Consider the following 26,101-nt stretch of genomic DNA (forward strand, 5'->3'; position numbering starts at 1 on the left):
GGCCTGTGTTCTGTCGATGAAAAGGCTTATCAGCTCTCAGACAGCGCCACTTTCATGTCTTTCACCTGATAGATCACCTCACCATCGGCTTCGACGATGCCATCAGCAACGCCCATAGTCAGACGGCGGGTCTGGATCGCTTTGGTGAAATCAATCTTGTAGGTCAGCATCTTGCGGTCAGGGCGAACCATACCGGTCAGTTTAACCTCACCCACGCCCAGCGCGTAGCCGCGACCCTGCCAGCCACGCCAGCCTAGATTGAAACCAGTCAACTGCCACAGGCCATCCAGACCCAGACAGCCGGGCATGATCGGGTTGCCGGGGAAATGGCAGTCAAAGAACCACAGATCCGGGGTGATATCGAATTCTGCCAGAACGTGACCTTTGCCATGCGCGCCGCCATCGCCCGAAATTTCGGTGATGCGATCCATCATCAGCATTGGCGGGGCCGGCAGCTGGGCGTTGCCGGGGCCAAACAGCTCGCCACGGGCGCATTTCAGGAGGTCGTCTTTGTCAAAGCTGCTCGGGTATTGTGCCATGGGCTTGCCCTTCTGGGATATCTGTCAGTTTCCGTTCGACCTCCTCTATCACCCCCTCAGTGCAGCGTGCAAGTGTTGCCCTGTTGAGGCAAAATACTGCACTGCCGCGTGTGCTCTTCCGGCGGCACCGTAACAACAGCTGCAGTTGAGAACTGTTTTCATTTGAAGTTGGCACCACCTGCACGCTATACAAAAGGCCTAAATAGTAGGATCCGACTCGATGACAGTTTCGCCCGAAGCAACCCAACGGGGTTCGCAATGGCTGGCAGGCGCCGGTCTGCGCCCCACACGGCAGCGTCTTTCCCTCGCCAGTTTGCTGGTCGGGGACGGTAAGGATCGCCATGTCACCGCCGAAAGCCTTTTTGCCGCCGTGCGCGAAAACGGCGAAAGCGTGTCTCTTGCCACCGTCTACAACACCCTGCGCGCCTTCTGCGATGCGGGGCTGATGCAAGAGGTGACAGTGGACGGATCCAAGAGCTATTTTGACACCAACACCCACGATCACCCTCATTTCTTCTGGGAAGAGGACGGCATGCTGACCGACGCCCCCGCTGATCAGCTGAAGATCGTGCAACTGCCTGACGCGCCCGAAGGGGCTGAAATCAGCGCGGTGGATGTGGTGATAAAACTGCGCCGCAAGGCCTGAGCCGAACAAACCCGACGCTATAGTATGGTGCCCCTACGGATGCGTAGGCCGGATGAGGCAGGCAGACTGCCCACCCCTTAGATGATCAGCGCACAAGCTGAGCCATATCTCCGCGAGTTGCTTAATGCCGCTCCGAGGCGTGGCTAAGCGCCGCCCCATGGGAGTGGAACGGCGCGGCCCAACAGTCCCTGTTGGGCGGGGCATCAAATGGGAACGAACCTCTCAGCCTAAAAGCCTGCTGCCCGTATCCCTGCCTGCTTAGCCGATCGACACCAGTTCGATCGCAAAGGTCAGATCCTTGCCCGCCAGCGGGTGGTTGGCGTCCAGCGTGATCTCTTCGTCGGTGACATCAACGATGGTGACCGGCAGCACCTGACCCTCTGGCGTCTGCATCTGCAGTTGCAGACCAACTTCTGCCGGAATGTCGGCGGGAAACTCGGCGCGCGGCAGCGCCTGACGGGCACCGGGCTGGATCGGACCATAGGCCTCTGCGGCGGGCACTTCGACGGTTTTCTTGTCGCCAATGCTCATCCCCGGCAATGCCTTATCAAGGCCCGGAATGATCTGGCCGCTGCCCACCTCAAAGGACAGCGGATCGCGCCCCTCGGAACTGTCGAAAACCGAACCGTCTGTCAGTGTGCCAGTGTAGTGAATACCTACGGTGTCGCCCGTTTTTACCTGGGTCATGCGTGATCCTGTCATGTCTGGAAATTAAAACTCCTCAGGCGCGCGATACCTTCTCCGCTCTGGCGCCTGAGCCTTGACCACCAGCCTAACAGGCCGACGCCCCCCACGTAAACCCTGCCGCCCCCCTGCCGCTCTTCGGACCGCGTCGCGAAATAACGTGTTTTCTTAGCCCCACAGAAGTGCAAACCTGCCTCAGACGCTGATGGGCCGACCTAATGGTCAAACAAAGGAGAGAGGGAATGCCAATCACCACCTGCATCTTTGACGCCTACGGCACACTTTTTGATGTCGCGGCCGCCGCCCGCATTGCTGCGGCAGAGCCGGGCCGCGGTGCACTGGCCACTGCCTGGCCACAACTGGCCGAACACTGGCGGCTGAAGCAGCTGCAATACAGCTGGCTGCGTGGCCTCAGCGGGCATTACTGCGATTTCTGGCAGGTGACACAGGACGGTCTGGATTGGGCGCTGGAGGCAACAGACCTGACGGGCGATCCTGAATTGCGCGAACGTCTTCTGGCGCTCTACTGGGAGCTGCAAGCTTACCCCGAGGTGCCGCAAATGCTGACCTCGTTGAGGGCGGCGGGGCTGAACACTGCAATCCTGTCCAACGGGTCACCACGCATGCTCGATGGTGCCGTGCAGTCGGCAGGCATCAGCGCACTGTTGGATGACGTGCTGTCTGTCGAAAGCGTCGGCATCTTCAAACCCGCACCGCAGGTCTATGATCTGGTGAAACAACGCTTTGACTGCAACCGCGACGAGGTTCTGTTCGTCTCCTCCAACGGCTGGGACGCGGGATCAGCGGCAGCCTATGGTTTCACCACCGCATGGGTCAACCGCGCCGGAGATCCGATGGACCGGCTGGCTGGAACGCCCGATCATATCCTAACGGACCTTACGAATGTCCCAGCCCTGACCAGGCTTTAAAGACCAAGAGAAGAGACACCATGCCCCATTTCATCAGTTCCGACGGATTGTCCCTTTATTATGAGGATGAGGGCGATGGCCTACCGATCCTCTGCCTGTCTGGCCTGACGCGCAATGTGCGGGATTTTGACCATGTGGCGCCGCAGATCCTGCAAGACCACCGGATGATCCGCATGGACTATCGTGGTCGCGGGCAGTCTGATCATGCCGAAGATCACACCACATACTCGCTCCCGCGTGAGGCACAGGACGCTTTGGAACTGCTGGATCACCTAGGGCTCACGCAGGTCGGCCTATTGGGCACATCCCGTGGAGGGCTGATCGCGATGGGACTGGCGGCTACGGCAAAGGACCGGCTGCTGGGCGTGGCTCTCAATGACATCGGGCCGGTGCTGTCGCCAGAAGGGATCGAGATGATCAAGACCTACCTCGGCCGCCGCCCCGCTGCGCCAGATCTGGACACCCTGGTACAAGTCCGCGCGTCACTGACCGCCGCACAGTTCCCAAACGTACCGCTGGAAAAGTGGCAGCATGAGGCAGAACACAACTATATCCAAGGTGAGAGCGGCGTCGATCTGACCTATGATCCCCGTCTGCGCGATGCGGTGCTGGCCGGTGGCGCCGGTGATGATATCGACCTCTGGCCGTTTTTCGAGGCGATCGCCCCCCTGCCCTGCGCCGTGTTTCATGGTGTAAACTCTGACCTACTCAGCGCTGATACAGTGGCAGAAATGGCCCGCAGGATGCCTGCGCTGCGCGTTGCCTCGGTGCAGGATCGCGGGCACATCCCGTTCCTTGATGAACCGGAATCTCAGGCGGTGCTGGCCGATTGGCTGACCGATATGGACAGAGCTGCAGCATGAACACGGACACCGCCTTTGACCCCGTCACCATCGAGACAATCCGCGCTGCGGCTGCCCGTCTGGAGGGCCACACACGGCACACGCCGCTCTTGTCTTCACCCTTTCTGGATGAGCTTGCGGGCCGTCGCCTGCTGGTGAAGCCTGAATGCCTGCAACACACCGGCAGCTTCAAGTTTCGCGGCGCATGGTCGGCCCTCTCGGCCCTTGATGTCGCAACACGCAGCAAGGGCGTCTTAGCCTATTCCAGCGGCAATCATGCCCAAGGCGTCGCCTTAGCCGCGTCTCTACATGGCGTGGCTGCTGTCATCATCATGCCCGCGGACGCGCCAGCGCTGAAAATCGCCAACACCCGCGCCTTGGGGGCGGAGGTGGTCCTGTATGACCGCGCCAGCGAAAGCCGTGAAGAGATCGGTGCGCGGTTGCAGGCTGGCCGTGGCCTGCATCTGGTGAAACCCTATGATGATCCACAGGTGATCGCCGGTCAGGCAAGTTGCGGGTTGGAGATCGCGGCGGAGGCGCGGGCGATGGGCATTGAAGAGGCTGAGGTTCTGATTTGCTGCGGAGGTGGCGGGTTGACCGGCGGCATCGCACTGGCGCTAGAGGCCGAGGCGCCGGGACTCACCGCGCGACCAGTGGAGCCGCAAGGATTTGACGATGTAACGCGATCGCTGCGTTCCGGCACCCGCGAGGTCAACGCAGCAATCAGCGGCAATATCTGCGACGCGATCCTGACGCCGTCCCCTGGGGAGATGACGTTTCCGATCATGCAGCGACTGTGCGGTCCGGGGATCACTGTCAGCGAGGAGGAATGCCTGCGCGCGATGGCGCTGGCATTCACGCGCTTGAAACTGGTGGTAGAACCGGGCGGTGCGGCAGCGCTGGCGGCGGCACTGTTTCATGGGAGCACACTGCAATCGGACACGGTGATCGCTACATTGTCCGGTGGAAATGTCGATGCAGCGATGTTCCACCGCGCGCTGACTTATGCTTAAAGCCGTCAGCACCACATAAGACAGGACCGCGCCATGCCAGAGGCACAACTCAAGGATATCACACTTAACTATCGTGAAGATGGCGATCCAAACGGTGCGCCTTTGGTGTTTATCAACTCTCTCGGCACGGACCTCAGTCTGTGGGATCCGCTGCTGCCCTTGTTGCCTGCGGGCCTGCGTATCATCCGCTATGACAAACGTGGTCATGGCAACAGCGAGGTGGCTGAGCCGCCCTATAGCATGGGCACCTTGGTGCGGGATTGCGAACAGTTGCTGGATCTGCTGAACGTGCGCGATGCTATGGTCGTCGGCCTGTCCATCGGCGGCATGATCGCGCAGGGTCTGGCGGTGAAACGGCTGGATCAGGTGCGGGCGCTGGTACTATCGAACACGGCCGCCAAGATCGGCCAACCGGCCATGTGGCAGGACCGGATGGAGCTGGCGCGTCATCAGGGCATGGCGCCCTTGGTGGAACCAACAATGGAGCGCTGGTTCACCAAGAGCTTTCGCAGCACCCCCACGGTGGACCATTGGCGGCAAAAGCTCCTCCATACGCCGGTGAATGGTTTTGTGGGGTGCTGCGCGGCGATCGCGGGGACGGATTTCTATACCCCCACCAGCGGGCTGCGCCTACCAACGCTGGGGATCGCAGGGTCAGATGATGGATCGACGCCTGCCGATCTGGTGCGCGAAACCACCGATCTGATCCCCGGCAGCCAGTTCAAACTGATCCGCCGCGCCGGTCACATTCCCTGCGTCGAACAGCCCACGGCCTACGCCGAAGCGCTGACCGCCTTTCTGCGCGACACAGGCCATATCTGACGGCATGGAGAGATGCAGGAATGTTTCGCGCGCGAAACGATTAATAACAAACCCTTAAAGGTTGCATTTCTTTAACCTGCGCCACACGCACCGCCTTCGCCAACAGGTTTGCACGGCTGGTCAAGCGCGAACGCTTTGTCTATGCACTGCGCAGATTTTCACCCCGCGTACGCAAACTGCGCCTGAGAGATTACGCTGAGAAAAGGGACCCGCTATGGCTGCCTCTGTTTTTGGATCCGAGCTGTATAACCGCCTGTTTCCCGTGGGTGAGGTGGGCAAGCTGTTCACCGACACCGCCGAGGTGCGCGCAATGCTGCTGGTTGAGGGCGCTTTGGCTAAGGTGCAGGGGGATCTAGGCCTGATCCCCACTGAGAGCGCCGCATTTATCCACCGTTCGGCGATGGAATTGCAGGTCGATCCCGGTGGGCTTGCCGCCAACACGGCCAAGGTTGGCAGCACCGTGCCCGCAATGGTCGAAGCCTTTGCCAAGCTGATGGAGGCACCAGAGCACGCCGCGCACCTGCATTTCGGCGCCACTGCGCAGGATATTTCTGACACCGCCCAAATGCTGCGGCTGCGTCAGTTTCTGACCCACGCAGGCAAAGCGCTGGAGGCGTTTGGCGCCGATCACGCCCCGCTAGCAGAGTTGCGCGAAGACCTGCCTGCCCTGCGGGAACGTCTGCTGCGTGTCTCTTTCAGCGGGACCGATGAGACAAACGCAGCCGCAGTGCGCGAGGCACTGGGCAAGGCGCTAAATCTGCCCGATCCGCAGTGCGACTGGCACGCAGACCGCAGCGGGCTGCATGCCCTTGGCGACTGGATTGTGCGCACAGCAAACGCATTGGCACAGTGGGCTGCAACACAGCCCGCAAACGTGCATGCGGCAGCGATCAGCGCCCTGTCGCTGCAGATCAACGGGTTCAACGATACGCTAAACGGCCCGGGTCAATCCCGGCAGACGGCCCTGTTTGTCGAAGCATTGGTGCTGCCGCAATTGTGCCTGTGCCTTGGCTCTGCGCTGGAACATGCGGCTGCATTGCGCATCAAATAGTCCCTGCGCCATCCTACGTCACCTTAGGGCAACCCCCCGTTGCTTTTCCACAAAAGCCCCCTAAGGTTTGGCCAAAGCTCAATCTGTCAGGAATCCCGATGGCCACCACCGACATTTCCAGCCGCTCTCAGCGCCTGCCGATCCTCTTTATCATGATCACCATGGTGATCGATGCGATGGGCATCGGGTTGATCATGCCGGTGATGCCGCAGCTGATCCAAGAGGTGTCTGCCGGGGCTTTGGGGCAGGCTGCGATCTGGGGCGGCATTCTGGCGTCCTCCTTTGCGGTGATGCAGTTCCTGTTTTCGCCGATGCTGGGACGGCTGTCAGATGCCTATGGACGGCGCCCGATCCTGTTGGTGTCCCTTCTTGTGATGGCGGCGGACTATGTGTTGATGGGGCTGGCCGGGTCCGTCTGGATCCTGCTGTTGGCGCGGATTGTCGGCGGCATCACAGCGGCCACACATTCCACCGCGCTGGCCTATATGGCGGATATTTCTGAGGGTTCAGAAAAGGCCAAGCGGTTCGGGCTGATCGGGGCGGCCTTTGGGCTTGGCTTTGTTCTGGGGCCGGGACTGGGTGGATTGCTGGCAGAATTTGGCACCCGCGCGCCGTTTTACATGGCGGCGGCCCTGGCCTTTGCCAATGCGCTCTTCGGGTGGCTGGTGCTGCCGGAAACGGTCACAGACGCCACCCGCCGTGCGTTTCGTTTGCGCGGGGTGAATCCGCTGTCTGCCTTTGTGGCGCTGTCAAAGATGCCAATGGTAAAGCCGTTAACGGCGGTGTTTTTCCTCTACCAGCTGGCAACAATGGTCTATCCGGCGGTCTGGGCCTATTTCGCCACCGAACGGTTCGGCTGGGCACCGGGGATGATCGGCGTTTCGCTGATGCTTTACGGGATTGGTGCGGCGATTGTGCAGGGGGCCCTTGTGGGGCCGGTGATTGCGCGGCTGGGACAACGGGGGGCGGTGCTGTTTGGGCTGATCGTCGAAGTGGTCATCTTTGGCATTTTAGGTTTCATCACATCGGGCACAATCACCCTGATCCTGACGCCGCTGATGGCTTTGGGCAACGTCGGGCTGCCCGCCCTGCAGGGGATCATTGCGCAGACCGCGCCGGATGACAGTCAGGGGGAAATGCAAGGGGTTCTATCGTCGGTCGGGTCAGTCGCGATGATTGTCGGACCGCTGGTGTTGACCCAGATCTTTGCCTGGGCGACCCGCGAAGGGACGGGGATCTACCTGCCCGGCGCGCCGTTCCTGGTGTCTGGCATGCTGATGACGCTGGCCGTCCTGGTGTTCATCACCCAAAGCAACAGCCGCAAGACGACGGGACAAACGCCCTAAATTCAGGCAGTTTACGCCGCGCCTGCGTCTTGAAACGCAGGGCGGCGTCCCCACATTGAGATATGTGAATATCTTGTCGCGTTCCGTCGCCAAAGCTCTTATTGTCGGGACCACCCTACACCGGACCAAGACACCATGACCGATCAGACCGCCCTTGAAGCACCGCAAGCCCCCCCTGCCAGCGAAATGGCCCGCAGTGCACAGGCGGCAGCGACCTATCTGAAAACGCTGGCCCATGAGGGGCGGCTGATGATCCTGTGTCATCTGGGATCGGGTGAAAAATCGGTGGGCGAGCTGGAATCACTCTTGGATATGCGTCAGGCCGCCGTCAGTCAGATGTTGGCCCGTCTGCGCGAAGAAGGTCTGGTCACACCCCGCCGCGATGGCAAGACGATCTATTATTCTCTGGCCGACGCCAATACGAGTGAAGTTATCGCCCTGCTTTACCGTCTGTTCTGCGCGCCCAGTACAGCTGAAAGTTAAGCGGACTTTTGGGGGCATCTGTGCTGAAGGTGATCCGCAACGCTCTGGCCGGTTTACTGGCACTGACGGCCAGTCTCGCATCGGCAGAACCGCAGCAGATCACCGTTTTCGCTGCCGCCAGTCTGCGCGACGCGCTGAGTGAGGTGGGGGATGCGTGGCAACGGGAAACCGGCCACACCTTGCGTTACTCTTTTGCCGGATCCTCGACCCTTGCCCGTCAGGTGGAGTTGGGCGCACCTGCGGATCTGGTGATCCTTGCCAATGCAGCGTGGATGGACCACCTCGACGCGCGTGAAGCTATTGAGGCGGAGAGTCGCCTGTCACTCCTCAGCAACAGAATGGTTCTGATCGCCCCGGCGGGGGCCGAGACGCGCGATCCTGAACAGGATATTTCCCAAACCATACGTCAGCGTATGGAAGACGGACGCATGGCGATGGCGCTGGTCGATGCGGTGCCGGCGGGGATCTATGGTAAGGCGGCGCTGCAATCACTGGGCCTGTGGGACGCGGTCGCGTCAAAGGTGGCGCAAACTGACAACGTGCGTGCTGCATTGGCGCTGGTGGCCCTTGGCGAGGCACCATTGGGCATTGTCTACGCCTCTGATCTGTTGGCAGAGCCAAGGGTACAGGCCTTGCACACCTTTGACCCAGAGAGGCATCCGGCGATCCTTTACCCCGCTGCCCTCGTTGCGGGCCATGACAGCCCAGTGACGACGGAGCTGCTGGCCTATCTTAACAGCCCCATTGCCAAAGAGATTTTTCTGCGCCACGGTTTTGCCGACCCGCCGCAATAGATCAGGCCGCAGACGCGCAGTTTATGACCGCTTTCCTTGACCTTCCCCTTTCGCCCGCAGAATGGATGGCGATCCGCCTGTCGCTGAAGGTTGCGCTGTGGGCGACAGTGCTGTCGTTGCCGCTGGCTGTTGCGATGGCATGGCTGCTGGCACGGCGCGAGTTTTGGGGCAAGCAGCTGCTCAACGGTCTGGTCCACTTGCCACTGATTCTGCCGCCGGTGGTGACGGGGTATCTGTTGTTGCTGACATTCGGCCGCCGTGCGCCCTTGGGGGAATGGCTGGAGCAGACCTTCGGCCTTGTCCTCGCGTTTCGCTGGACAGGGGCGGCGCTGGCGGCGGGGATCATGGGGTTTCCCCTGATGGTACGGGCAATTCGGCTGGCGATTGAGGCCGTGGACCCGAAGCTGGAACAGGCGGCGGCTACGCTGGGGGCGTCGCGGATCTGGGTCTTTGCCACCGTGACCCTGCCGTTAATCCTGCCCGGGGTGATTGCGGGCGCCCTGTTAGGATTTGCCAAGGCCGTGGGGGAATTTGGCGCGACGATTACCTTTGTGTCGAACATCCCCGGTGAGACGCAGACGCTGCCATCGGCCATCTATGCCTTTCTGCAGGTGCCCGGCGGCGAGGCAGCGGCCTGGCGACTGGTGATCCTGTCCATACTCATCGCGATGACAGCCTTGTTGCTGTCAGAAGCCTTGGCGCGCCGTGCGGCAAAACGGGTATCCGGGCGATGAGTATTCAGATCCAGCTACAGCACCGGTTTAACGATCTGCATCTTGATGTGGGATTTGAGGCACCTTCTGGTGTCACTGCACTGTTTGGCGCGTCAGGTGCAGGCAAAACCACGATCGTGAATGCGGTTGCGGGCCTATTGCAACCGGATCAGGGGATGATCCGCGTGGGCGGTACCACCCTCTTGGACACCGCGCGTGATCTGTCCCTGCCCGCACACAAGCGCCAGATCGGTTATGTTTTTCAGGAGGGGCGGCTGTTCCCCCATCTGAGCGTCCAGCAAAACCTGCGCTATGGGCGCTGGTTTGCACGGCGACGGGTGCCACAAGGCAAAGCGCATGAAGCACGACTGGTGGAGATGCTGGGTCTTGGCCCCCTGCTTACCCGTCGCCCCGGTGATTTGTCTGGCGGCGAAAAACAGCGCGTTGCCATTGGGCGGGCGCTGCTGAGCGCGCCGCGGCTGTTGTTGATGGATGAGCCGCTGGCCGCACTGGACGCCCCTCGCAAGGAAGAAATCCTGCCCTATCTGGAACGTCTGCGCGATGAGGCGGAGGTTCCGATCCTCTATGTCAGTCACGCGATCAGTGAGATTGCGCGTCTGGCCACAACGGTGGCCGTTCTGGATCGCGGGCAGTTGCGCCGTGCGGGGCCGGTGCAGGATCTGCTGTCAGATCCTGAGCTGGCACCCATCATCGGGCTGCGTGACACAGGTGCCTTGATCGCAGGTCGTGTCATTGCCCATCACGCGGATGGATTAAGCGAGGTCGCCGCCGCCGGTGGCCGCCTCTTCCTGCCCAAAGTGCCGACAGCCGTAGGCGACAGTCTGCGCGTCCGCGTGAACGCCAAGGATGTGATGCTGTCACTGACCCGGCCTGAGGGGATTTCGGCCCTCAATCTGCTGGAATGCGTGGTGACTTCGGTGCGGATGGGACGTGGACCCGGCGCCTTTGTGCAGGTGCAGGCGGGCGATGCGCAGATCCTGGCCCGCGTGACCAAACGGTCGGTCAGAGCCATGGGCCTGCGCGAAGGGCAGCATTGTCATGCGGTGATCAAAACGGTGTCTGTTGCGCGCGCGGATGTGGGCGGACGGGGCTAACCCACCCCGCCCTGTCTATAAGCCGCGTTATTCAGCGTTTGCCGCACGCACATGGCGCTGCAGTGCGGCCATGCCGCCAAGCCAACGGTCATAGTCCTGTGCTTTGCGCGTCATATAGCCCAGCACCTGTTCGTGTGGCAGGATAAGGAACTGCCCCTCAACCAGCCCGTCACAGGTCACTTTGGCCACATATTCAGCACTCAGCACCCCATCCTTTGACAGCGGCCCCATGTTCATGTCTGCGATCATATCAGTCTGCACCCCCTGCGGACACAGAACCGAGACACGGATGCCGTCATCACGGTGGGTGATCGCCAAATTCTCGGCAAACCCCACGGCAGCGTGTTTGGTGGTGGCATAGGGCGCGCTGCCCAATTGAGTCAGCAGGCCCGCCGCCGACGCGGTGTTGAGGAAGGTGCCACCGCCCCGCGCCTTCATCAGTGGCACAAGGGCGCGGGCGGCGTGCACATGCGCCATCACATTAACCTGCCACGCTTTATCCCAGACCGCATCCGACGCACCACCTGCATTGCCAAAGCTGAGATCAAATCCGGTGGCGATGCCTGCGTTGGAACAAAACAGCGCGATGGGACCAATATCTGCCTCCACCTCCTCAATCAGGCTGGTGATCGCAGCGCCGTCAGCCACGTCCAGCGTCCGGCCGTGACCGCCGATCTCTGCCGCGACCGCACTGGCGGTTTCGCCATTCAGATCGGTGACGACAACCTCTGCACCGCGGGCGGCCAATTCGCGTGCCAAGGCCGCACCGATGCCAGCGCCCGCGCCGGTCACAACGGCGATCTGCCCGTTGAAATCCATGCAATGTCCCCCTCTTCCCACAGGTCCCTCCCGACCTGACTGCCAACACCTTGCAATGAGGACGTGGCTTTGTCACAACATCCCCAACGTAAAGGAGCACCGCAATGGCGAAACAGATCCTGATCCTCAACGGTCCGAACCTCAACCTCTTGGGCACCCGTCAGCCGGAGGTTTACGGCAGCACCACGCTGGCAGATGTGGAACGTGACTGCAAAGCCCTGGCCGAGGTGCTGGGGGTAGAGGTGCGCTTTGCCCAGTCAAACCATGAGGGGGAGCTGGTCGATCTGATTCAGGACGCGCGTCAAAGCGCCAATGGCATCATCATCAACCCCGCCGCATATTCGCATACCTCGGTCGCTATTCTGGATGCGCTGAACATGTTTGATGGTCCGGTGCTGGAGGTGCATATCTCTAACATTCACAAACGCGAAGAGTTCCGGCATCATTCCTTCGTCTCCAGCCGGGCAGATGGGGTGATCGCGGGCTGCGGTGTGGCGGGCTATCAGCTGGCGCTGCGCCACATGGCAAGCCTGATCCCCTGAGATATTGAGCCGAGGTTTCCAATGGCCCGTATTGTTTTTGATCTGGACGGCACGCTGATCCATTCTGCGCCACAAATCCAGTATGTCGCCAATAGCCTGCTGGCAGATCGCGGTCTGGAACCGCTGAGCTTGGCTGAAACGATCGGCTTTATCGGCAATGGTGCGGCTGTGTTGATCGAGAAGATGAGCGCCGCGCGGGGCATTCCGGCGGATCAGCATGCGGTTTTGCTGGCGACGCTGGAAGAGCGCTACATGCATTCGTCAGACAAGTCCGAGGTGTTCGCCGGTGTGCTGGCCGCGCTGGAGGCATTGCGGAGTGCGGACCACCGGCTGGGGGTGTGTACGAACAAGCCCTTGGCGCCTGCGAAGGCGGTGCTGCATCATCTGGGGCTGGCCGGTTTTTTCGAGGTGGTTCTGGGCGGTGACAGTCTGGATGTGCGCAAGCCTGATCCCGCACCGTTGCATGCGACATTTGACGCGCTGGGGGATGGCCCACAGGTCTATGTGGGCGACAGTGACGTGGACGCGGAAACCGCTGATCGCGCGGGTGTGCCCTTTTTGCTGTTCACCGAAGGGTATTGCAAAGTGCCCCATGCAGAGCTGCCGCACCATGCGTTGTTTGATAATTTTGCGCGGCTGCCTGAGTTGGTGAAGGGGCTGGCTTAAGGGCGAAGATCGCGCCCGAACCAACCCAACATTGGTGACTTAGCGCCGTTCCGAGGGGAGGCGCAAACGCGCCGCCCCGTGGGGGCGGAACGGCGCGGCCCAACAGTGCCTGTTGGGCGGGATTTCAATAGAAACGCAGGTTCGGGCGCTGGCAAATCTTTGATTTGGCATTGATACCCTCCCAATAAAAAAGGCGGACCACGCAGCCCGCCTTCTCTCATTCACGATACCACCGCTCAGGAGCTGAGGCTGGCCAGCGCGTCGGCGTAGATGTCGAACATTTCGACCATCTGCTCTTCGGTGATGATTAGCGGCGGGCACAGCGCCACAGTGTCGCCGAGGTTCCGCACGATCAGGCCACGTTCCATACAGGCCGCAGCCATCGCACCACCGGCCACGCCCACGGCGTCGCCTTGCTGTTTCAACTCCAGCGCACCGATGAGGCCGATGCCGCGCATTTCCTTCACCAGCGGATTGGCGGTCAGTTCCTTCAGGCGCGACAGGAACAGCGGCGACAGACGGGCGGCGTTACCGACCAGATCACGCTCTTCGATGATCTTGATGTTTTCCAGCGCCACAGCCGCCGCAACGGGGTGGCCGGATCCAGTGTAGCCATGGCCCAGCGTGCCGATGCGATCGCTTTCATCCGCAACCGGTTGATAGACGCGATCGTTCACCAGAACCGCCGAGATCGGCATGTAGGACGACGACAGCTGTTTCGACAGCACCATCACATCGGGTTCCATGCCCATGGTCTGGCTGCCGAACATCTGGCCGGTGCGACCAAAGCCACAGATCACCTCATCCGCAATGAGCAGGATATCGTATTTCTTCAGCACTGCCTGAATAGCGGCCCAGTAGCCTTCGGGTGGGACAATCACGCCACCAGCGCCCATCACCGGTTCGCCGATAAAGGCGGCGATTGTGTCGGGCCCCTCAGCCAGGATCATATCCTCCAGCTCTTGCGCCAGACGGGCAACAAACTGCTCTTCGCTTTCGCCTTCCTGCGCAAACCCGCCGTAATGCGGGCAACCCGCGTGCATAATACCGGGCAACGGCAGATCAAAAGAGGTGTGGTTATACGGCAGACCGGTCAGGCTGGCAGAGGCAACGGTGACGCCGTGATAGCCCTTGATGCGGCTGATGATCTTCTTTTTCTGCGGCTGACCCATAGCGTTGGCGCGGTACCAGATCAGCTTGACCACGGTATCGTTGCCCTCGGACCCTGAGTTGGTAAAGAACACCTTGGACATCGGCACCGGCGCCATTTGCACCAGCTTTTCGGCCAGTTCCACCGCAGGGGTGTGCGATTTCTGCGCAAAGGCGTGGTAATAGGGCAGCTTCTGCATCTGCGCATTGGCAGCATCGATCAGGCGTTGTTCGCCGAACCCCACCGCAACCGACCACAGGCCTGACAGGCCTTCGATATAGCGTTTTCCAGTGTTGTCGGTGACGTAGATGCCTTCGCCTTCCTCAAGGATCAACGAGCCTTCGGACTCGGCCTTGCGGGCATTGCTGTAGGGGTGCAGGTGATAGGCCGCATCGCGCGCCTCGATTGAGTTCGGCTGAACGGTCATGGACGATCCTCCAAAAGAGCGGGCAGCATGCCCGACATTGCTATTCCCTCACGGCGCAGGGATTCGATCTGCACACCGCTGAAGTCAGGAATAATATGATCAAATTTTTCTACGCCGCCAAGTCTATTCCGCAGTTCATACGCGCGTTTTCAGCATCCCCCTCTTTTTATTAGACATCACAGGCACTTTGCGCTGAAGTAGAAATAATAAACTAAGGGAGGGGTGAAATGGAATTCGACTATGTGATCGTCGGAGGTGGATCAGGCGGTGCAACACTGGCATCGCGGCTGACGGAGGATCCGAATGTCACAGTTTGCCTGCTGGAAGCGGGTGGAAAAGGTAAAAGCATTTTTGTCCGCATGCCGATGGCTGTGGTCGCAATGCTGCCCGGACACGTGGAGATCAACAACTGGCGCTTTAACAGCGTACCACAGTCGGGATTGAACGGGCGTGTGGCCTATCAACCGCGCGGCAAAGCGTTGGGCGGGTCGTCAGCGATCAACGCGATGCTGTATGTACGCGGGCACAAGGGCGACTATGACGAATGGGCGGCGCTGGGGTGCGACGGCTGGGCATGGGACGATGTGCTGCCCTATTTTCGCAAATCCGAAAACAACGAACGGGGTGCTGATGCCGCTCATGGCGACACCGGCCCCTTGCAGGTCAGCAACCAGAAGGCTCCGCGCCCGATCACCCGCGCCTTTGTTGAGGCGGGCACCCGCCTGCAGCACCGTGAGGTGGCCGATTTTAACGCTGGCGACAACGAAGGTATCGGCCTGTATCAGGTGACGCAGTATCACGACCCGGCCAAGAACGGCGAACGCTGTTCGGTCGCGGCGGGCTACTTGCATCCCATCATGGATCGCCCGAACCTGACCGTGATCACCCGCGCCCATGCCGAACGCATCCTGTTTGACGGCAAGACCGCACGCGGCATCCAATATCGCCAGGGTAACAAGTCAAAAAACGTCCGCGCCAAAAAAGAGGTGGTGCTGTGTGGCGGTGCCTTCAATTCGCCACAGCTGTTGCAGTTGTCAGGCGTCGGCCGTGCCGAGGATATCACCCCCCATGGCATCGACATGGTGCATGAACTGCCGGGGGTTGGCCAAAACCTGCAGGATCACCTCGACTTCACCCTTGCCTACAAGACCAAGGACGCAGACAACATAGGCATCGGAGTCCTGCCGACGTTCAAGGTGGTGAAGGAAATGCTGCGCTGGCGTAAGGATGGCACGTCAATGGCGGCCACCTGTTTTGCCGAAGGCGCGGCTTTCCTCAAGACCTCATCGGCGGAGGAACGCCCTGACATCCAACTGCACTTTACCATCGCGGTGGTGGATGATCACGCACGCAAATTACACTGGGGCAACGGCTATTCCTGTCATGTCTGTGCGCTGCGGCCCTATTCGCGTGGATCTGTCACGCTAAACAGCGCTGATCCCAAGGCACCGCCGCGGATTGATCCGGGCTACCTCAGCGATGAGCGTGATCTGGCAACCCTGATCAAGGGGGCCAAGATGACGCGTGAGATCATGAAAACTGAACCGCTCAAGGGCTATGCTAGCAAAGAACTGTTTGGTGTGCATGACGACATGACGGACAAAGATTGGGAGAAAGCGATCCGCGCACGTGCGGAGACGATCTATCACCCTATCGGCACCTGCAAAATGGGTGTGGATGATCAGGCCGTGGTCGATCCTGAGCTGCGCGTTCATGGGTTAGATAACATCCGAGTCGTTGATGCATCCGTCATGCCGCGCCTGATTGGCGGCAACACCAATGCGCCCACCGTGATGATCGCGGAAAAGGCCGCAGATATGATCAAAGCGGCCCATGCGGGTGCGACACAGGACCGTCAGAGCGCCTGATTGGCCCTGATACAGGGGCTAAAGAGGCCCCAAAGAAAAAAGGCCGCTCCGGAAAGGGGCGGCCTTGAGTATTGCGAACAGGGAGATTGTGTCGCAACACGTTTATCGCGCGGTTAACTTTACGCTGCCACGGGGGCGGCGACCTTTTGCGGCGTGCCCGCGACATAGGTTTGGACAATCGCACGGTCATCGCCCAGCATTTGCAGGATGAACAGCTCTTCCGACAGGCTTTCCGCGCGGTCCATACGCAACCGCATAGCGTCCGTGGCACGGGCATCCAACACCACAATATCCGCCTCTGACCCTGCCGCCAGCGTGCCGATCTGATCCTGCAACCCCAGCGTCACCGCGTTGCCACGGGTGATCCAGTGGAAGGCCCGCAGGGGATGCAATTTCTGACCCTGCAGTTGCAGCACCTTGTACCCCTCATTCAGGGTTTGCAGCATCGAATAGCTGGTGCCAGCCCCGATGTCGGTGGCAATGCCGTTCACAATCCCGCGCCCGCGCAGGCCCGCATCATCAAAGAGGCCAGAGCCGAGGAACAGGTTCGAGGTGGGGCAGAACACCGGATGCGACCCTGTGTCAGCCAAAACCTCGATTTCGCGCGGCTCCAGGTGGATCGCATGCCCCAGCAGCGCACGGGGACCAAGAAGGCCGTAGTTCTCATAAACCCCCAGATAGTCAGGCGCGTCTGGATAAAGGTCCTTTGTAAACGCAATCTCATCGCGGTTTTCACTGAGGTGGGTCTGCATGTAGCACTCAGGGTGTTCGCCCATAAGCGCGCCCGCCGCCTCTAGCTGGGCGGGGCTGGAGGTGATGGCAAATCGTGGCGACACCGCATAAAGAGCGCGGCCCTGTCCGTGCCAGCGGTCAATCAGCGCCTTGGTCTGATCATAGCCTGATTGCGCTGTATCCCGCAGGCCATCCGGCGCATTGCGGTCCATCATCACCTTGCCACCGATCATCCGCATGTCGCGGCGCGCGGCCTCAGCAAAGTAAGCATTGGCCGAGGTGTCATGGACCGAACAGAAAGCCACTGCCGTGGTGGTGCCGTGGCCAGTGATCAGGTCGTAAAACCGCGTTGCCATCTGCGCGCTATGGTCAGCGTCGACAAAACGGGTTTCTTCAGGGAAGGTGTAATTGTTCAGCCAATCCAGCAGCTGATCGCCCCAGGACGCCACCACCTGCACCTGCGGGAAATGCAGGTGTGTGTCGATAAAACCAGCCATCAACAGGTTGGGCCGATGGTCGATCACCTGCGCGTCGCCCGCTTGTGGTGCGATCTGGCTGTGGTCGCCAGACGCAATGATGCGACCGTCGTCGATCAGCAGCGCGCCGTCCTCGATATAGCTATAGGCGTTGGTATCCGCCTCATGCTGCGGCTCTGAGGTGAAGGTGAGGAGGCGACCGCGTAAGAGTTTTAGACCCTGCTCTGTCATAGCCACACCATCTGACGGGCACACGCCGCCGCGCAACGACCCGAAGGCCGCATCTGTTGTTTCAAATCCCGCATTGGGACCTCCATATTTTAACCATCACCAAGACAACCATACGCAACCGTATGGTGTCTGCGGATCACTGGGCTGCCAGAGACGGCTCAGTTGCCCCCAAAGGGGCGGTTGCGGCAGGTTCAGAGGTCAGCGCCGTGATCACTTCGGCCACCACAAGGGCGGCGATCACGGCTGGCCGCTTGTCGCGGCTACCGCCTGCCCCGATGGGGCAGTTCAATTGAGCGACGGACAATCTGTCGGCGCAATTCTGTGTGCTCCAGTTGAGGAAGCTGGCACGTTTTGTAGCTGATCCGATCATGCCCACATAGGCCGCATCACCGCGGGCGAGTGCGGCGGAGGTCAGCAGGAAATCAAGACCATGGTCATGGGTCAGCACAATAAAGGCACTGCCCGGTGGGGCGATGTGGATGTCATGTTCGGGCAGTGCAGACAGGCGACAGTCCACATCTGCGCGGAGCTGCACCAACTCTTCCTGGCGCGGGTCAATCACGATGGTCTGCACCGGCATATGCTGAAACTGATCCGCCAAAGCGCGCCCCACATGACCGGCGCCAAGGATATAGACATGGGGCAGCAGCCGCTGTTCTGCGTCGGCGCGATCCACTGCCGCCTGCCGACCAGCAGCGTCCAAGAGGATCAGCGTGACCTCCACCCGACCACCGCAGCATTGACCAATCTCTGGCCCCAAAGGCAAATCCAGCGTGGCCGCTGTGTCGCCCGACGCCAGCAGATCACGGGCGGCGGCGATGGCACGGTGTTCCAACTGCCCCCCGCCGATGGTGCCATACAACGCGTCAGCGCTGACAAACATCTCCGTCCCTTCGCCACGAGGGGAAGAGCCGCGCACACGAGTCAACTGCAAGGCCACCACGGGGGTGTCTGTACTGAGAAAATCGTGCAGTGTGCGCGAGATGGACATGAGTTAGCCCCCAGTTCGCAGGCGTTCGCAGGCCATCAGCACCCGCTCAGGTGTCGCCGGTGCATCCAAGCGCGGACACTCGCGGTAATCGGCAACCGAGGCCACGGCCATCGACAGCGCCTCAAACACCGAGATGCCTAACATAAAGGGGGGCTCCCCAACGGCCTTGGAGCGTTTGATGGTCCGTTCCTTGTTCACCGACCATTCCGCCAGCTCAACGTTAAATTCACGCGGGCGATCACTGGCCAGCGGGATTTTATAGGTTGATGGCGCGTGGGTGCGCAGGCGGCCTGCGTCGTCCCACCACAACTCTTCGGTCGTGAGCCAGCCCATGCCCTGAATAAAGGCGCCCTCGACCTGACCTTTGTCAAGGATCGGGTTCAGAGAGCGGCCCACGTCATGCAAAATGTCTGTGCGATCAACGGTGTATTCGCCAGTCAGCGTGTCGATCGACACCTCAGAACACGACGCGCCGTAGGCATAGTAAAAGAACGGCCTCCCCTTGCCCGCTGCACGGTCCCAGTGGATTTTTGGCGTCTTATAGAACCCTGCGGCCGACAGGTGGACGCGGGCCATATAGGCCTCTTTCACCAATGTGTTGAACGGCACCAGCTCATCACCGATACGGATGGTATTGGGCAGAAAGTGCACCTGATCCTCTGCCACCCCGCGCGAGTCTGCCGCGAATTTGACCAGTCGTGCCTTGATTTGTTCCGCCCCATCAAGCGCGGCCATACCGTTCAGGTCCGACCCAGAAGAGGCTGCAGTGGCGGAGGTGTTGGGCACCTTTTCCGTGGTGGTTTTGGTGATCTTCACGCGGTCGAAATCGACCTGAAAGGCATCGGCTACAATCTGTGCAATCTTGGTGTTCAGACCCTGTCCCATTTCGGTCCCGCCGTGGTTCAGGTGGATCGAGCCGTCGTTATAGACGTGGATCAGCGATCCGGCCTGATTGTACCAAGTCGCGGTGAAAGAAATACCGAATTTCACTGGTGTCAGCGCAATGCCTTTGCGGATCACGCCGCCCTTTGCGTTGTGCTCCAGCACTGCCTGACGACGCGCTTGATAGTCAGCGTTTTCCTCCAACTCCGCCACCACACGGTCGATAATGTTATCCTCCACCTCCTGATGATAGGGTGTGAGGGTCCGGCTATCGCCGGGCTGACCGTAGAAGTTTGCTTTGCGCACCTCTAGCGGGTCTTTGCCCAGCTTATACGCGATCTCTTCGATCATCCGTTCGGCCGCGACCACACCCTGCGGGCCACCGAAGCCGCGAAAGGCGGTGTTGGACACGGTATTGGTTTTCAACGGCTCACTGCGCAGGCGGACATTCGGGTAGAAATAGGCGTTATCGGCGTGAAACAGCGCGCGGTCGGTGACAGGGCCGGAGAGGTCCGAGGTATAGCCGCAGCGCGCGGCAAAGACACTATCGACCGCCTGAATGCGGCCCTGATCGTCAAAACCAACATCGTAATCGACGACAAAATCGTGCCGTTTCCCGGTGGCCGTCATGTCCTGATCGCGGTCGGGACGGATTTTGCAGGGGCGGTTCCACTTCTTCGCGGCCATGGCGGCAACCACGCAGAACAGGTTCATCTGACTTTCCTTGCCGCCAAACCCGCCTCCCATCCGGCGCACGTTTATGGTCACCGCATGCGATGGCACGCCAAGGACGTGGGCCACCATATGCTGCGCCTCACTGGGGTGCTGGGTAGAGCTGGTGACAGTCACATCATCATCCTCTCCAGGCACGGCAAAGGCGATGTGGCCTTCAAGGTACATATGGTCCTGACCGCCGATTTCCATACGCCCCCGAATGCGGTGTAATGCGGCCTCCATCGCTGGCGTAACATCGCCACGTTCCAGCTTCAGCGGGTCGGTGACCAGCGTGCCGCCTGCATTTCGCGCCGCCAGCGGATCAAGGGCGTGCGGCAGGACGTCATACTCCATTTTCGCCAGTTCCGCCGCCCGCCGCGCTGCATCACGGCTGTCGGCGATTACGGCAAAGAGCGGGTGGCCGTGAAACTCGACCCGTTCGGTGGGGAAGACCGGTTCATCCTCTTTTCCCGTCGGGCTGATGTCGTTGTGGCCAGGAATATCCTCTGCGGTCAGCACACCAATAACGCCCGGTGCGGCGCGCACCGCATCAAGATCCATCGACAGGATGCGCCCATGCGCCACGGTCGAGGTACCAAGGTAGGCGTGCATCGTGCCCATCGGTTCGGCAATATCATCGCAGTATTCAGCGCGGCCTGTGACGTGTTTCACCGCACTGTCATGCTGACGGTCATCATTCACCAGACCTTTCAGCGGGGGGAGCGTGTCGTGTTTGTTCATCTTAACCCCTCCTCAAACCACCAGCCGCACGGGCTGATCTACGTCTGAATGTTCCATGTAGAACCGGCGCAGCAGATTGCTGGCCGAGAGCAGACGATAATCCGCAGAGGCGCGCCAGTCGCTGAGTGGCTGGAAATCTGTCGCCACAGCCTGCGCCGCAGCCTCAAAGGTGGCTGAGCCAAAGGGGCGACCGATCAGCGCCGCCTCTGCCGCCGAAGCGCGTTTCGGAGTGGCTGCCATACCGCCATAGGCGATGCGTGCATCCGTGATCTGGCCTGCCTGAACAGTGACAGAGATGCCCACCGCAACGGCGGAAATATCTTCATCCCGCCGTTTAGAGATTTTGTAAGCCGCATTCAGTTGCGCCGTGGATGGCACCGGGATAGTGACACTCTCCAGAAACTCACCCGCGTGCAGATCCTGTTTTCCGTAGTCGATGAAGTACGCCTCAAGCGGCACTTCTCGGCGTTCCATACCCTTGCGTAGGGTCACACGCGCGCCCAGCGCGATCAGCACCGGCGGGGTGTCCCCGATGGGCGATCCGTTAGCGATATTGCCACCCACTGTGCCCATGTTGCGCACCTGCCACCCGGCGATGCGGTTCCAGTAATCGAGGAGGAAGGGGAAGTGTTCCTGCACCAAGGGCAGGAAATCCGAATAGCTGACCCCCGCGCCAAGTGTGATGGCACCATCCGCGACCTCAATCCGTTTCAGCGCGTCGATCTGGTTGATGTGGATTGCAGGGCTGATCGGGCGCAGGAATTTCGTCACCCAGAGACCCACATCCGTAGCACCGGCCACAATCGTTGCCTGCGGGTTTTCGACCAGCACAGCAGCGAAATCATCCAGATCGGCGGGCACAATCGCCTGATTGTCCACTGGTCCCGTGACCACGCGGGCACCATCGCGCAGTTCCTGCAGCTGCTCAGTGATCCCGTCGCGGGTCTCCGCCAGATAATCTGCCGTTGCTGTGCCGTATTCACTCACCGCCAGTGCGGCCTTGATGATCGGTTCGTACCCTGTGCAGCGGCACAGGTTGCCCTGCAATGCCACCTCCACCTGACGGGCGGTCGGCTGCGCCACCTCCATCCACAAGGCGTAGAGCGACATCACGATGCCCGGCGTGCAGAACCCGCATTGCGATCCGTGATGATCGACCATCGCCTGCTGCACAGGGTGCAACCCACCGTCGGCGCCACGGATATGTTCAATCGTTACCACATGGCAGCCATCCAGTGAGGCGACAAAGCGGATGCAGGCATTCACCGCCTCATACCGCAGGCCCTGCTTGGTCAACCGCCCAACCAACACGGTACAAGCACCACAGTCACCCTCAGCACAACCTTCCTTGCTGCCGGTCAGGCGCTGGTCGATGCGCAGGAAATCCAACAGTGTGTCCGTCGCCGCAACCGACGGCAGCGAGATCGCCCGTCCGTTCAGCAAAAACCGAATATCGCTACGCTGGCTCATCCTGACCCTCCGACTGCGTGGCTGCCCCGCAAGCGGGGTGTGCCACAATAAAATACCACCGCCAACTATCAATGAATATGACGCTATACGCTAAATACTTTCTACAATCTGTTGATAATGATAGCCTGCCCGACAAATAAGCAGATCAGCGCGAGGACGCCGTCCAAAATGCCTTATATCGAATGCCTGCGCGTCTTTACCCGTGTGGTGGAACTGGGTTCTATCACCTCTGGCGGGCGCGATTTGCGACTGACACCGGCCGTAGCCTCCAAACGGATCAAAGAGCTGGAGGCGCGGCTGGGCGTGAGGTTGTTCAATCGCACCACGCGGTCGATCATCCCCACGGAAGTCGGCCAGCTGTTTTATCAGGAGGCCAAGAATGTGCTGGCCTCACTGGACACGGCGGAGGCGGTGGTGGCAAATTACTCCGACCGCCCGCGCGGGGTGATCCGAGTGGCCGCGCCCCTGGGTGTCGGGCGGCGCATCATTGCGCCACTGGTGCCTGAATTTGTGGCGGAGTATCCCGAGACGGAGGTGCAGATGCGCCTGTCAGATCGCGCGGTGGATCTGATGAGTGAACGAATGGATGTGGCGTTTTTTGTGGGGGTACCCAAAGAGTCCAACCTGAAACTCCGCCAGATCGCGGAGGTAGAGCGTGTGCTGGTCGCCGCCCCTGAGTATATCGCCAACCACGGCAGACCAACGGGACCGCAGGATCTGCTGAAGAACCACAATTGCCTGCTGCTGCGCTATCCGCGCTCGCCCGAATATTTCTGGCAGCTGCAGACGGACGCAGGCCTGCGCAAGCTGGAGGTGACGGGGCGCTTTGACGCTGATGACAGCGACGTGCTGACCGATTGGGCGCTGGCGGGGCATGGGATTGCCAACAAACCACGTTTTGACGTGGCAGTGCATCTGGCAAGCGGTGACCTGGTGGAAGTGATGGCAGACACGCCCCCTGCCCCGTCGCTGTTTGGCTGCCTGTATCCGCACCGCAAATTGCAGGATCCGAAAACGCGGGCCTTTGTGGATTTCATGACGGAACGTAGTCAGGCGCGGCTGGGGCTATAGGGTGGCGCGGCGGCGGATTTAAAGGTAAATTCAAATAAATACGCCGATCTTTAGTAAAAACCGGAAAATCCTATGGCCTACCTCGACAATATCCGCACCTTTGTCCGGGTCTATGAACTGGGCAATATGTCCGCAGCCGCGCGGGATTTGCGGGTATCGGCCGCGGTGGCCTCCAGCCGGATCTCTCAATTGGAGGATCACCTTGGCGTACGGCTGTTTCATCGCACGACACGCACGCTGACGCCGACGGAACAGGGACAGATTTTCTACAGCGGCGCGGGCAAGATCCTAGAGGCGGTGGAGGAGGCAGAGGCCGACATTTCCGACATCACCGACAGTCCGCGCGGCACGCTTTATGTGGCGGCCCCCTTGGGCGTCGGGCAGCGGTTCATTGCCCCTGCGGTACCTGCGTTCAAGGAACAGTATCCGCAAATCTCCATACGTTTGCGTCTGTCAGACCGGAAGTTGGATCTGGCGGCAGAAGGCCTCGACACGGCTTTCTTCCTTGGGGTGCCGGAGGACAGCAATCTGCGCATCCGCAAAATCACCGATTGCCCGCGGGTTCTATGTGCCGCGCCGGATTACATCGACCGTCGGGGGGCGCCACAGAACAGTGATGAGTTGCGCACCGATGCGCAGGATTGCCTGAACCTGCGCTACCCCGGCGCACCGGAATTTCAGTGGCCTCTGCACGGCCCGAACGGTGTGCAACGGGTGCCGGTGACTGGCCCGTTTGAAACCGACCACGGTGAGGTGCTGACCCAATGGGCGCTGGCGGGACATGGAATCGTGATGAAACCGGTGTTTGAGATTGCCGAACACCTTGCCACCGGACGGCTGGAGGTGGTTCTGCCAGAAGAGCCACCAGTGCCGATCCAACTGGCCTGCCTTTACCTGCACCGACGTCGGCAGGATCCAAAGGCACGGCTGTTCATGGATTTCATGGTCGAACACATTCAGGCCGAAATGGCGCGGCTGCCGCTGTGACTGCCCACCATACGGTAGCGTATGTTTAAAACCGTGTGGCCCAGCGCGGGTGATCGTCATCGATGATCAGCGCGTGGCTGTGACGATGCCCGCCGCCCTGCAGGTGCGGGTGATCAGGTGGCAGATTGTGGTGTGTGTGCTCCACCTCCACCGGATCGCCAACGGGCCAGAGGCGCATGGCGGCGACCATGCCCAGCGTGGCGATCAGCGTCAGACCCAGCAGCGCTGCCTGCACACCAAACCATGTGATCAACACACCCGCCAACGGATAGGCAAACAGCCAGCAAAAATGCGACAATGCAAACTGCGCCGCAAACAGCGCCGGACGGTCCGCCGCATGGGCGGAGCGACGTAGCAAGCGCCCCGCCGGGGTGGACAATGTGGAAAAGCCCAGCCCAAGGATCAGCCAACACAGCAACAGCGCAGGCCAGCGCAAACCGTAAACCGCCGTCAACAGCGACAATAGCATCAGCCCGCCAATCATCAGAACCGCCCCGAAGAGCATCACCGGGCGGTCTGCCAAATGTGTCAGCACCCGCGGCAGCGCCATTGCGGCCAACATGGAGCCGAGGCCAAAGGCAAACATTGTCCACGCCAGCGCACCCTCTGACAGGCCCAGATCTGCCCGCACCAGAACCACGGTATTCACCAGCACCATCGCACCTGCCGCCGCCACCGTGACGTTGAGCGCCATCAACCCGCGCAGGCGCGGCGTGGCCAGAAAGACCCGCGTGCCCAGCGTGGTGCGGTCATAGATCCCGCGTTTGGCGTCGGGTTTCGGCGCAGGCAGCATCACCGTCAGGATCAACACCGCAGACCCCAAGAAACCCAGAGCGGTGCCCAGAAACAGCGTATCATAGCTGACCAGTAACAACAGCAACGCCGCCAGTGTCGGGCTGATGATGCTTTCCAGATCGTAGGTCATGCGCGACAGGGCCAGACCTTGAGTATAGCGATCCTCCTCTGGCAAGACATCGGGGATGGTGGCCTGAAACACTGGCGTAAACCCGGCAGAAGCCGCCTGTAGCGCAAAGATCAATGCAAAGACCTGCCAGACCTCGCTGACAAACGGCAGCGCCACCGCCACTGCCACACGGATCAGATCCAGCCCCACCAGATAGGTACGGCGCGGCAACCGATCGGCCAAGGCACCCGCAATGGGCGCGATCAGCACATAGGCCACCATCTTGATCATAAAGACGATGCCCAGAACCATCCCCGCCTGTTCGCCCGCCAGATCAAAGGCCAAGAGCCCCAGCGCGACAGAGGCCAAACCGGTGCCAAGAAGCGCCACAAGCTGGGCAGTGAAAAGATGGCGAAACGCGCGATCAGAGAGGATAGAGAACATCAGCAGACC

At 60.5% G+C, this 26,101-nt stretch carries 25 protein-coding genes; 16 read left to right on the forward strand and 9 right to left on the reverse strand.

The annotated features are described in order from the left end of the window. Positions 1 to 29 precede the first annotated feature (29 nt). On the reverse strand, positions 30 to 539 hold the full coding sequence (fabA, locus tag MHM86_RS08460; RefSeq protein WP_058318334.1) for a bifunctional 3-hydroxydecanoyl-ACP dehydratase/trans-2-decenoyl-ACP isomerase: 510 nt from the start codon (positions 537 to 539) through the stop codon (positions 30 to 32). 220 nt (positions 540 to 759) lie between these two features. Between fabA and irrA the strand changes: the two genes are divergently transcribed. After that, on the forward strand, positions 760 to 1,185 hold the full coding sequence (gene irrA / locus MHM86_RS08465) for an iron response transcriptional regulator IrrA (RefSeq protein ID WP_239197909.1): 426 nt from the start codon (positions 760 to 762) through the stop codon (positions 1,183 to 1,185). A gap of 258 nt (positions 1,186 to 1,443) precedes the next feature. Here irrA and MHM86_RS08470 read toward each other — a convergent pair whose 3' ends face one another. Continuing rightward, positions 1,444 to 1,872 (reverse strand): peptidylprolyl isomerase, encoded by a 429-nt coding sequence (locus MHM86_RS08470; RefSeq protein ID WP_239197911.1) that lies wholly within the window; start codon positions 1,870 to 1,872, stop codon positions 1,444 to 1,446. 239 nt (positions 1,873 to 2,111) lie between these two features. Between MHM86_RS08470 and MHM86_RS08475 the strand changes: the two genes are divergently transcribed. From MHM86_RS08475 to modC, 10 genes are all read left to right on the forward strand, one after another. After that, entirely contained in the window at positions 2,112 to 2,798 is a 687-nt protein-coding gene (locus MHM86_RS08475) for a haloacid dehalogenase type II (protein ID WP_239197913.1), read from the forward strand. A 20-nt stretch (positions 2,799 to 2,818) separates the two neighbouring features. Further along, entirely contained in the window at positions 2,819 to 3,661 is an 843-nt protein-coding gene (locus MHM86_RS08480) for an alpha/beta fold hydrolase (protein WP_239197915.1), read from the forward strand. Further along, positions 3,658 to 4,653, forward strand: a complete 996-nt coding sequence (locus MHM86_RS08485) for a threonine/serine dehydratase (RefSeq protein ID WP_239197917.1) — start codon at positions 3,658 to 3,660, stop codon at positions 4,651 to 4,653. The genes MHM86_RS08480 and MHM86_RS08485 overlap by 4 nt, the downstream gene beginning before the upstream one ends. Before the next feature lie 33 nt (positions 4,654 to 4,686). Next, positions 4,687 to 5,475, forward strand: coding sequence for a 3-oxoadipate enol-lactonase (gene pcaD / locus MHM86_RS08490; protein ID WP_239197919.1), 789 nt, complete (start codon positions 4,687 to 4,689; stop codon positions 5,473 to 5,475). Positions 5,476 to 5,689: 214 nt separating this feature from the next. Beyond that, complete coding sequence (locus tag MHM86_RS08495) at positions 5,690 to 6,526, forward strand: hypothetical protein (RefSeq protein ID WP_239197921.1); 837 nt, start codon at positions 5,690 to 5,692, stop codon at positions 6,524 to 6,526. Between the two features lie 98 nt (positions 6,527 to 6,624). Next, entirely contained in the window at positions 6,625 to 7,872 is a 1,248-nt protein-coding gene (locus MHM86_RS08500; protein WP_239197923.1) for a TCR/Tet family MFS transporter, read from the forward strand. Positions 7,873 to 8,007: 135 nt separating this feature from the next. Further along, complete coding sequence (locus MHM86_RS08505) at positions 8,008 to 8,355, forward strand: helix-turn-helix transcriptional regulator (protein ID WP_239197925.1); 348 nt, start codon at positions 8,008 to 8,010, stop codon at positions 8,353 to 8,355. A gap of 20 nt (positions 8,356 to 8,375) precedes the next feature. Then, a complete protein-coding gene (gene modA / locus MHM86_RS08510) occupies positions 8,376 to 9,149 on the forward strand; it encodes a molybdate ABC transporter substrate-binding protein (RefSeq protein WP_239197927.1) in 774 nt (257 codons plus the stop codon). A 23-nt stretch (positions 9,150 to 9,172) separates the two neighbouring features. After that, positions 9,173 to 9,883: a molybdate ABC transporter permease subunit gene (gene modB, locus MHM86_RS08515; protein ID WP_239197929.1), complete on the forward strand. Its 711-nt coding sequence runs from the start codon at positions 9,173 to 9,175 to the stop codon at positions 9,881 to 9,883. Beyond that, a complete protein-coding gene (gene modC / locus MHM86_RS08520) occupies positions 9,880 to 10,977 on the forward strand; it encodes a molybdenum ABC transporter ATP-binding protein (protein ID WP_239197931.1) in 1,098 nt (365 codons plus the stop codon). The genes modB and modC overlap by 4 nt, the downstream gene beginning before the upstream one ends. 27 nt (positions 10,978 to 11,004) lie before the next feature. Here the strand turns inward: modC and MHM86_RS08525 are convergent, their stop codons facing one another. After that, positions 11,005 to 11,796, reverse strand: coding sequence for an SDR family oxidoreductase (locus tag MHM86_RS08525; protein ID WP_239197933.1), 792 nt, complete (start codon positions 11,794 to 11,796; stop codon positions 11,005 to 11,007). A gap of 104 nt (positions 11,797 to 11,900) precedes the next feature. Between MHM86_RS08525 and aroQ the strand changes: the two genes are divergently transcribed. After that, positions 11,901 to 12,338: a type II 3-dehydroquinate dehydratase gene (aroQ, locus tag MHM86_RS08530; protein ID WP_239197935.1), complete on the forward strand. Its 438-nt coding sequence runs from the start codon at positions 11,901 to 11,903 to the stop codon at positions 12,336 to 12,338. A gap of 21 nt (positions 12,339 to 12,359) precedes the next feature. Beyond that, positions 12,360 to 13,004, forward strand: coding sequence for a phosphoglycolate phosphatase (gene gph, locus MHM86_RS08535; protein WP_239197937.1), 645 nt, complete (start codon positions 12,360 to 12,362; stop codon positions 13,002 to 13,004). 236 nt (positions 13,005 to 13,240) lie between these two features. Here gph and MHM86_RS08540 read toward each other — a convergent pair whose 3' ends face one another. Then, positions 13,241 to 14,581, reverse strand: coding sequence for an aspartate aminotransferase family protein (locus tag MHM86_RS08540; protein ID WP_239197939.1), 1,341 nt, complete (start codon positions 14,579 to 14,581; stop codon positions 13,241 to 13,243). 227 nt (positions 14,582 to 14,808) lie between these two features. Between MHM86_RS08540 and MHM86_RS08545 the strand changes: the two genes are divergently transcribed. Next, positions 14,809 to 16,449, forward strand: a complete 1,641-nt coding sequence (locus MHM86_RS08545) for a GMC family oxidoreductase (RefSeq protein WP_239197941.1) — start codon at positions 14,809 to 14,811, stop codon at positions 16,447 to 16,449. 119 nt (positions 16,450 to 16,568) lie between these two features. On the opposite strand, the gene guaD is transcribed toward MHM86_RS08545, so the two are convergent. The 4 genes from guaD to xdhA all read right to left on the reverse strand — a co-directional run bounded on the left by guaD (position 16,569) and on the right by xdhA (position 22,686). Beyond that, positions 16,569 to 17,888 (reverse strand): guanine deaminase, encoded by a 1,320-nt coding sequence (gene guaD / locus MHM86_RS08550; protein ID WP_239197943.1) that lies wholly within the window; start codon positions 17,886 to 17,888, stop codon positions 16,569 to 16,571. A 136-nt stretch (positions 17,889 to 18,024) separates the two neighbouring features. After that, the gene (xdhC, locus tag MHM86_RS08555; RefSeq protein ID WP_239197945.1) at positions 18,025 to 18,879 is read right to left on the reverse strand and encodes a xanthine dehydrogenase accessory protein XdhC; all 855 of its coding nucleotides are present in this window, start codon (positions 18,877 to 18,879) and stop codon (positions 18,025 to 18,027) included. A 3-nt stretch (positions 18,880 to 18,882) separates the two neighbouring features. After that, positions 18,883 to 21,216, reverse strand: a complete 2,334-nt coding sequence (gene xdhB, locus MHM86_RS08560) for a xanthine dehydrogenase molybdopterin binding subunit (RefSeq protein ID WP_239197947.1) — start codon at positions 21,214 to 21,216, stop codon at positions 18,883 to 18,885. Positions 21,217 to 21,228: 12 nt separating this feature from the next. Beyond that, complete coding sequence (xdhA, locus tag MHM86_RS08565) at positions 21,229 to 22,686, reverse strand: xanthine dehydrogenase small subunit (RefSeq protein ID WP_239197949.1); 1,458 nt, start codon at positions 22,684 to 22,686, stop codon at positions 21,229 to 21,231. 168 nt (positions 22,687 to 22,854) lie between these two features. Between xdhA and MHM86_RS08570 the strand changes: the two genes are divergently transcribed. Next, positions 22,855 to 23,757 carry a LysR family transcriptional regulator gene (locus MHM86_RS08570; protein WP_239197951.1) on the forward strand — a complete coding sequence of 301 codons (903 nt, stop codon included), beginning with the start codon at positions 22,855 to 22,857 and terminating at the stop codon, positions 23,755 to 23,757. A gap of 72 nt (positions 23,758 to 23,829) precedes the next feature. After that, positions 23,830 to 24,744: a LysR family transcriptional regulator gene (locus tag MHM86_RS08575; RefSeq protein ID WP_239197953.1), complete on the forward strand. Its 915-nt coding sequence runs from the start codon at positions 23,830 to 23,832 to the stop codon at positions 24,742 to 24,744. 25 nt (positions 24,745 to 24,769) lie between these two features. Here MHM86_RS08575 and MHM86_RS08580 read toward each other — a convergent pair whose 3' ends face one another. Next, positions 24,770 to 26,092 (reverse strand): MFS transporter, encoded by a 1,323-nt coding sequence (locus MHM86_RS08580; RefSeq protein ID WP_239197955.1) that lies wholly within the window; start codon positions 26,090 to 26,092, stop codon positions 24,770 to 24,772. Positions 26,093 to 26,101 lie beyond the last annotated feature (9 nt).

Source organism: Thalassobius sp. Cn5-15 (genome assembly GCF_022347685.1).
Taxonomy (GTDB): Bacteria; Pseudomonadota; Alphaproteobacteria; order Rhodobacterales; family Rhodobacteraceae; genus Thalassobius.

What these genes read in the sequence shown, in the direction of transcription:
- fabA (WP_058318334.1), bottom strand. Translation starts at nt 539, where the DNA reads ATGGCACAATACCCGAGCAGCTTTGACAAAGACGACCTCCTGAAATGC.
- irrA (WP_239197909.1), top strand. Translation starts at nt 760, where the DNA reads ATGACAGTTTCGCCCGAAGCAACCCAACGGGGTTCGCAATGGCTGGCA.
- MHM86_RS08470 (WP_239197911.1), bottom strand. Translation starts at nt 1,872, where the DNA reads ATGACCCAGGTAAAAACGGGCGACACCGTAGGTATTCACTACACTGGC.
- MHM86_RS08475 (WP_239197913.1), top strand. Translation starts at nt 2,112, where the DNA reads ATGCCAATCACCACCTGCATCTTTGACGCCTACGGCACACTTTTTGAT.
- MHM86_RS08480 (WP_239197915.1), top strand. Translation starts at nt 2,819, where the DNA reads ATGCCCCATTTCATCAGTTCCGACGGATTGTCCCTTTATTATGAGGAT.
- MHM86_RS08485 (WP_239197917.1), top strand. Translation starts at nt 3,658, where the DNA reads ATGAACACGGACACCGCCTTTGACCCCGTCACCATCGAGACAATCCGC.
- pcaD (WP_239197919.1), top strand. Translation starts at nt 4,687, where the DNA reads ATGCCAGAGGCACAACTCAAGGATATCACACTTAACTATCGTGAAGAT.
- MHM86_RS08495 (WP_239197921.1), top strand. Translation starts at nt 5,690, where the DNA reads ATGGCTGCCTCTGTTTTTGGATCCGAGCTGTATAACCGCCTGTTTCCC.
- MHM86_RS08500 (WP_239197923.1), top strand. Translation starts at nt 6,625, where the DNA reads ATGGCCACCACCGACATTTCCAGCCGCTCTCAGCGCCTGCCGATCCTC.
- MHM86_RS08505 (WP_239197925.1), top strand. Translation starts at nt 8,008, where the DNA reads ATGACCGATCAGACCGCCCTTGAAGCACCGCAAGCCCCCCCTGCCAGC.
- modB (WP_239197929.1), top strand. Translation starts at nt 9,173, where the DNA reads ATGACCGCTTTCCTTGACCTTCCCCTTTCGCCCGCAGAATGGATGGCG.
- modC (WP_239197931.1), top strand. Translation starts at nt 9,880, where the DNA reads ATGAGTATTCAGATCCAGCTACAGCACCGGTTTAACGATCTGCATCTT.
- MHM86_RS08525 (WP_239197933.1), bottom strand. Translation starts at nt 11,796, where the DNA reads ATGGATTTCAACGGGCAGATCGCCGTTGTGACCGGCGCGGGCGCTGGC.
- aroQ (WP_239197935.1), top strand. Translation starts at nt 11,901, where the DNA reads ATGGCGAAACAGATCCTGATCCTCAACGGTCCGAACCTCAACCTCTTG.
- gph (WP_239197937.1), top strand. Translation starts at nt 12,360, where the DNA reads ATGGCCCGTATTGTTTTTGATCTGGACGGCACGCTGATCCATTCTGCG.
- MHM86_RS08540 (WP_239197939.1), bottom strand. Translation starts at nt 14,581, where the DNA reads ATGACCGTTCAGCCGAACTCAATCGAGGCGCGCGATGCGGCCTATCAC.
- MHM86_RS08545 (WP_239197941.1), top strand. Translation starts at nt 14,809, where the DNA reads ATGGAATTCGACTATGTGATCGTCGGAGGTGGATCAGGCGGTGCAACA.
- guaD (WP_239197943.1), bottom strand. Translation starts at nt 17,888, where the DNA reads ATGACAGAGCAGGGTCTAAAACTCTTACGCGGTCGCCTCCTCACCTTC.
- xdhC (WP_239197945.1), bottom strand. Translation starts at nt 18,879, where the DNA reads ATGTCCATCTCGCGCACACTGCACGATTTTCTCAGTACAGACACCCCC.
- xdhB (WP_239197947.1), bottom strand. Translation starts at nt 21,216, where the DNA reads ATGAACAAACACGACACGCTCCCCCCGCTGAAAGGTCTGGTGAATGAT.
- xdhA (WP_239197949.1), bottom strand. Translation starts at nt 22,686, where the DNA reads ATGAGCCAGCGTAGCGATATTCGGTTTTTGCTGAACGGACGGGCGATC.
- MHM86_RS08570 (WP_239197951.1), top strand. Translation starts at nt 22,855, where the DNA reads ATGCCTTATATCGAATGCCTGCGCGTCTTTACCCGTGTGGTGGAACTG.
- MHM86_RS08575 (WP_239197953.1), top strand. Translation starts at nt 23,830, where the DNA reads ATGGCCTACCTCGACAATATCCGCACCTTTGTCCGGGTCTATGAACTG.
- MHM86_RS08580 (WP_239197955.1), bottom strand. Translation starts at nt 26,092, where the DNA reads ATGTTCTCTATCCTCTCTGATCGCGCGTTTCGCCATCTTTTCACTGCC.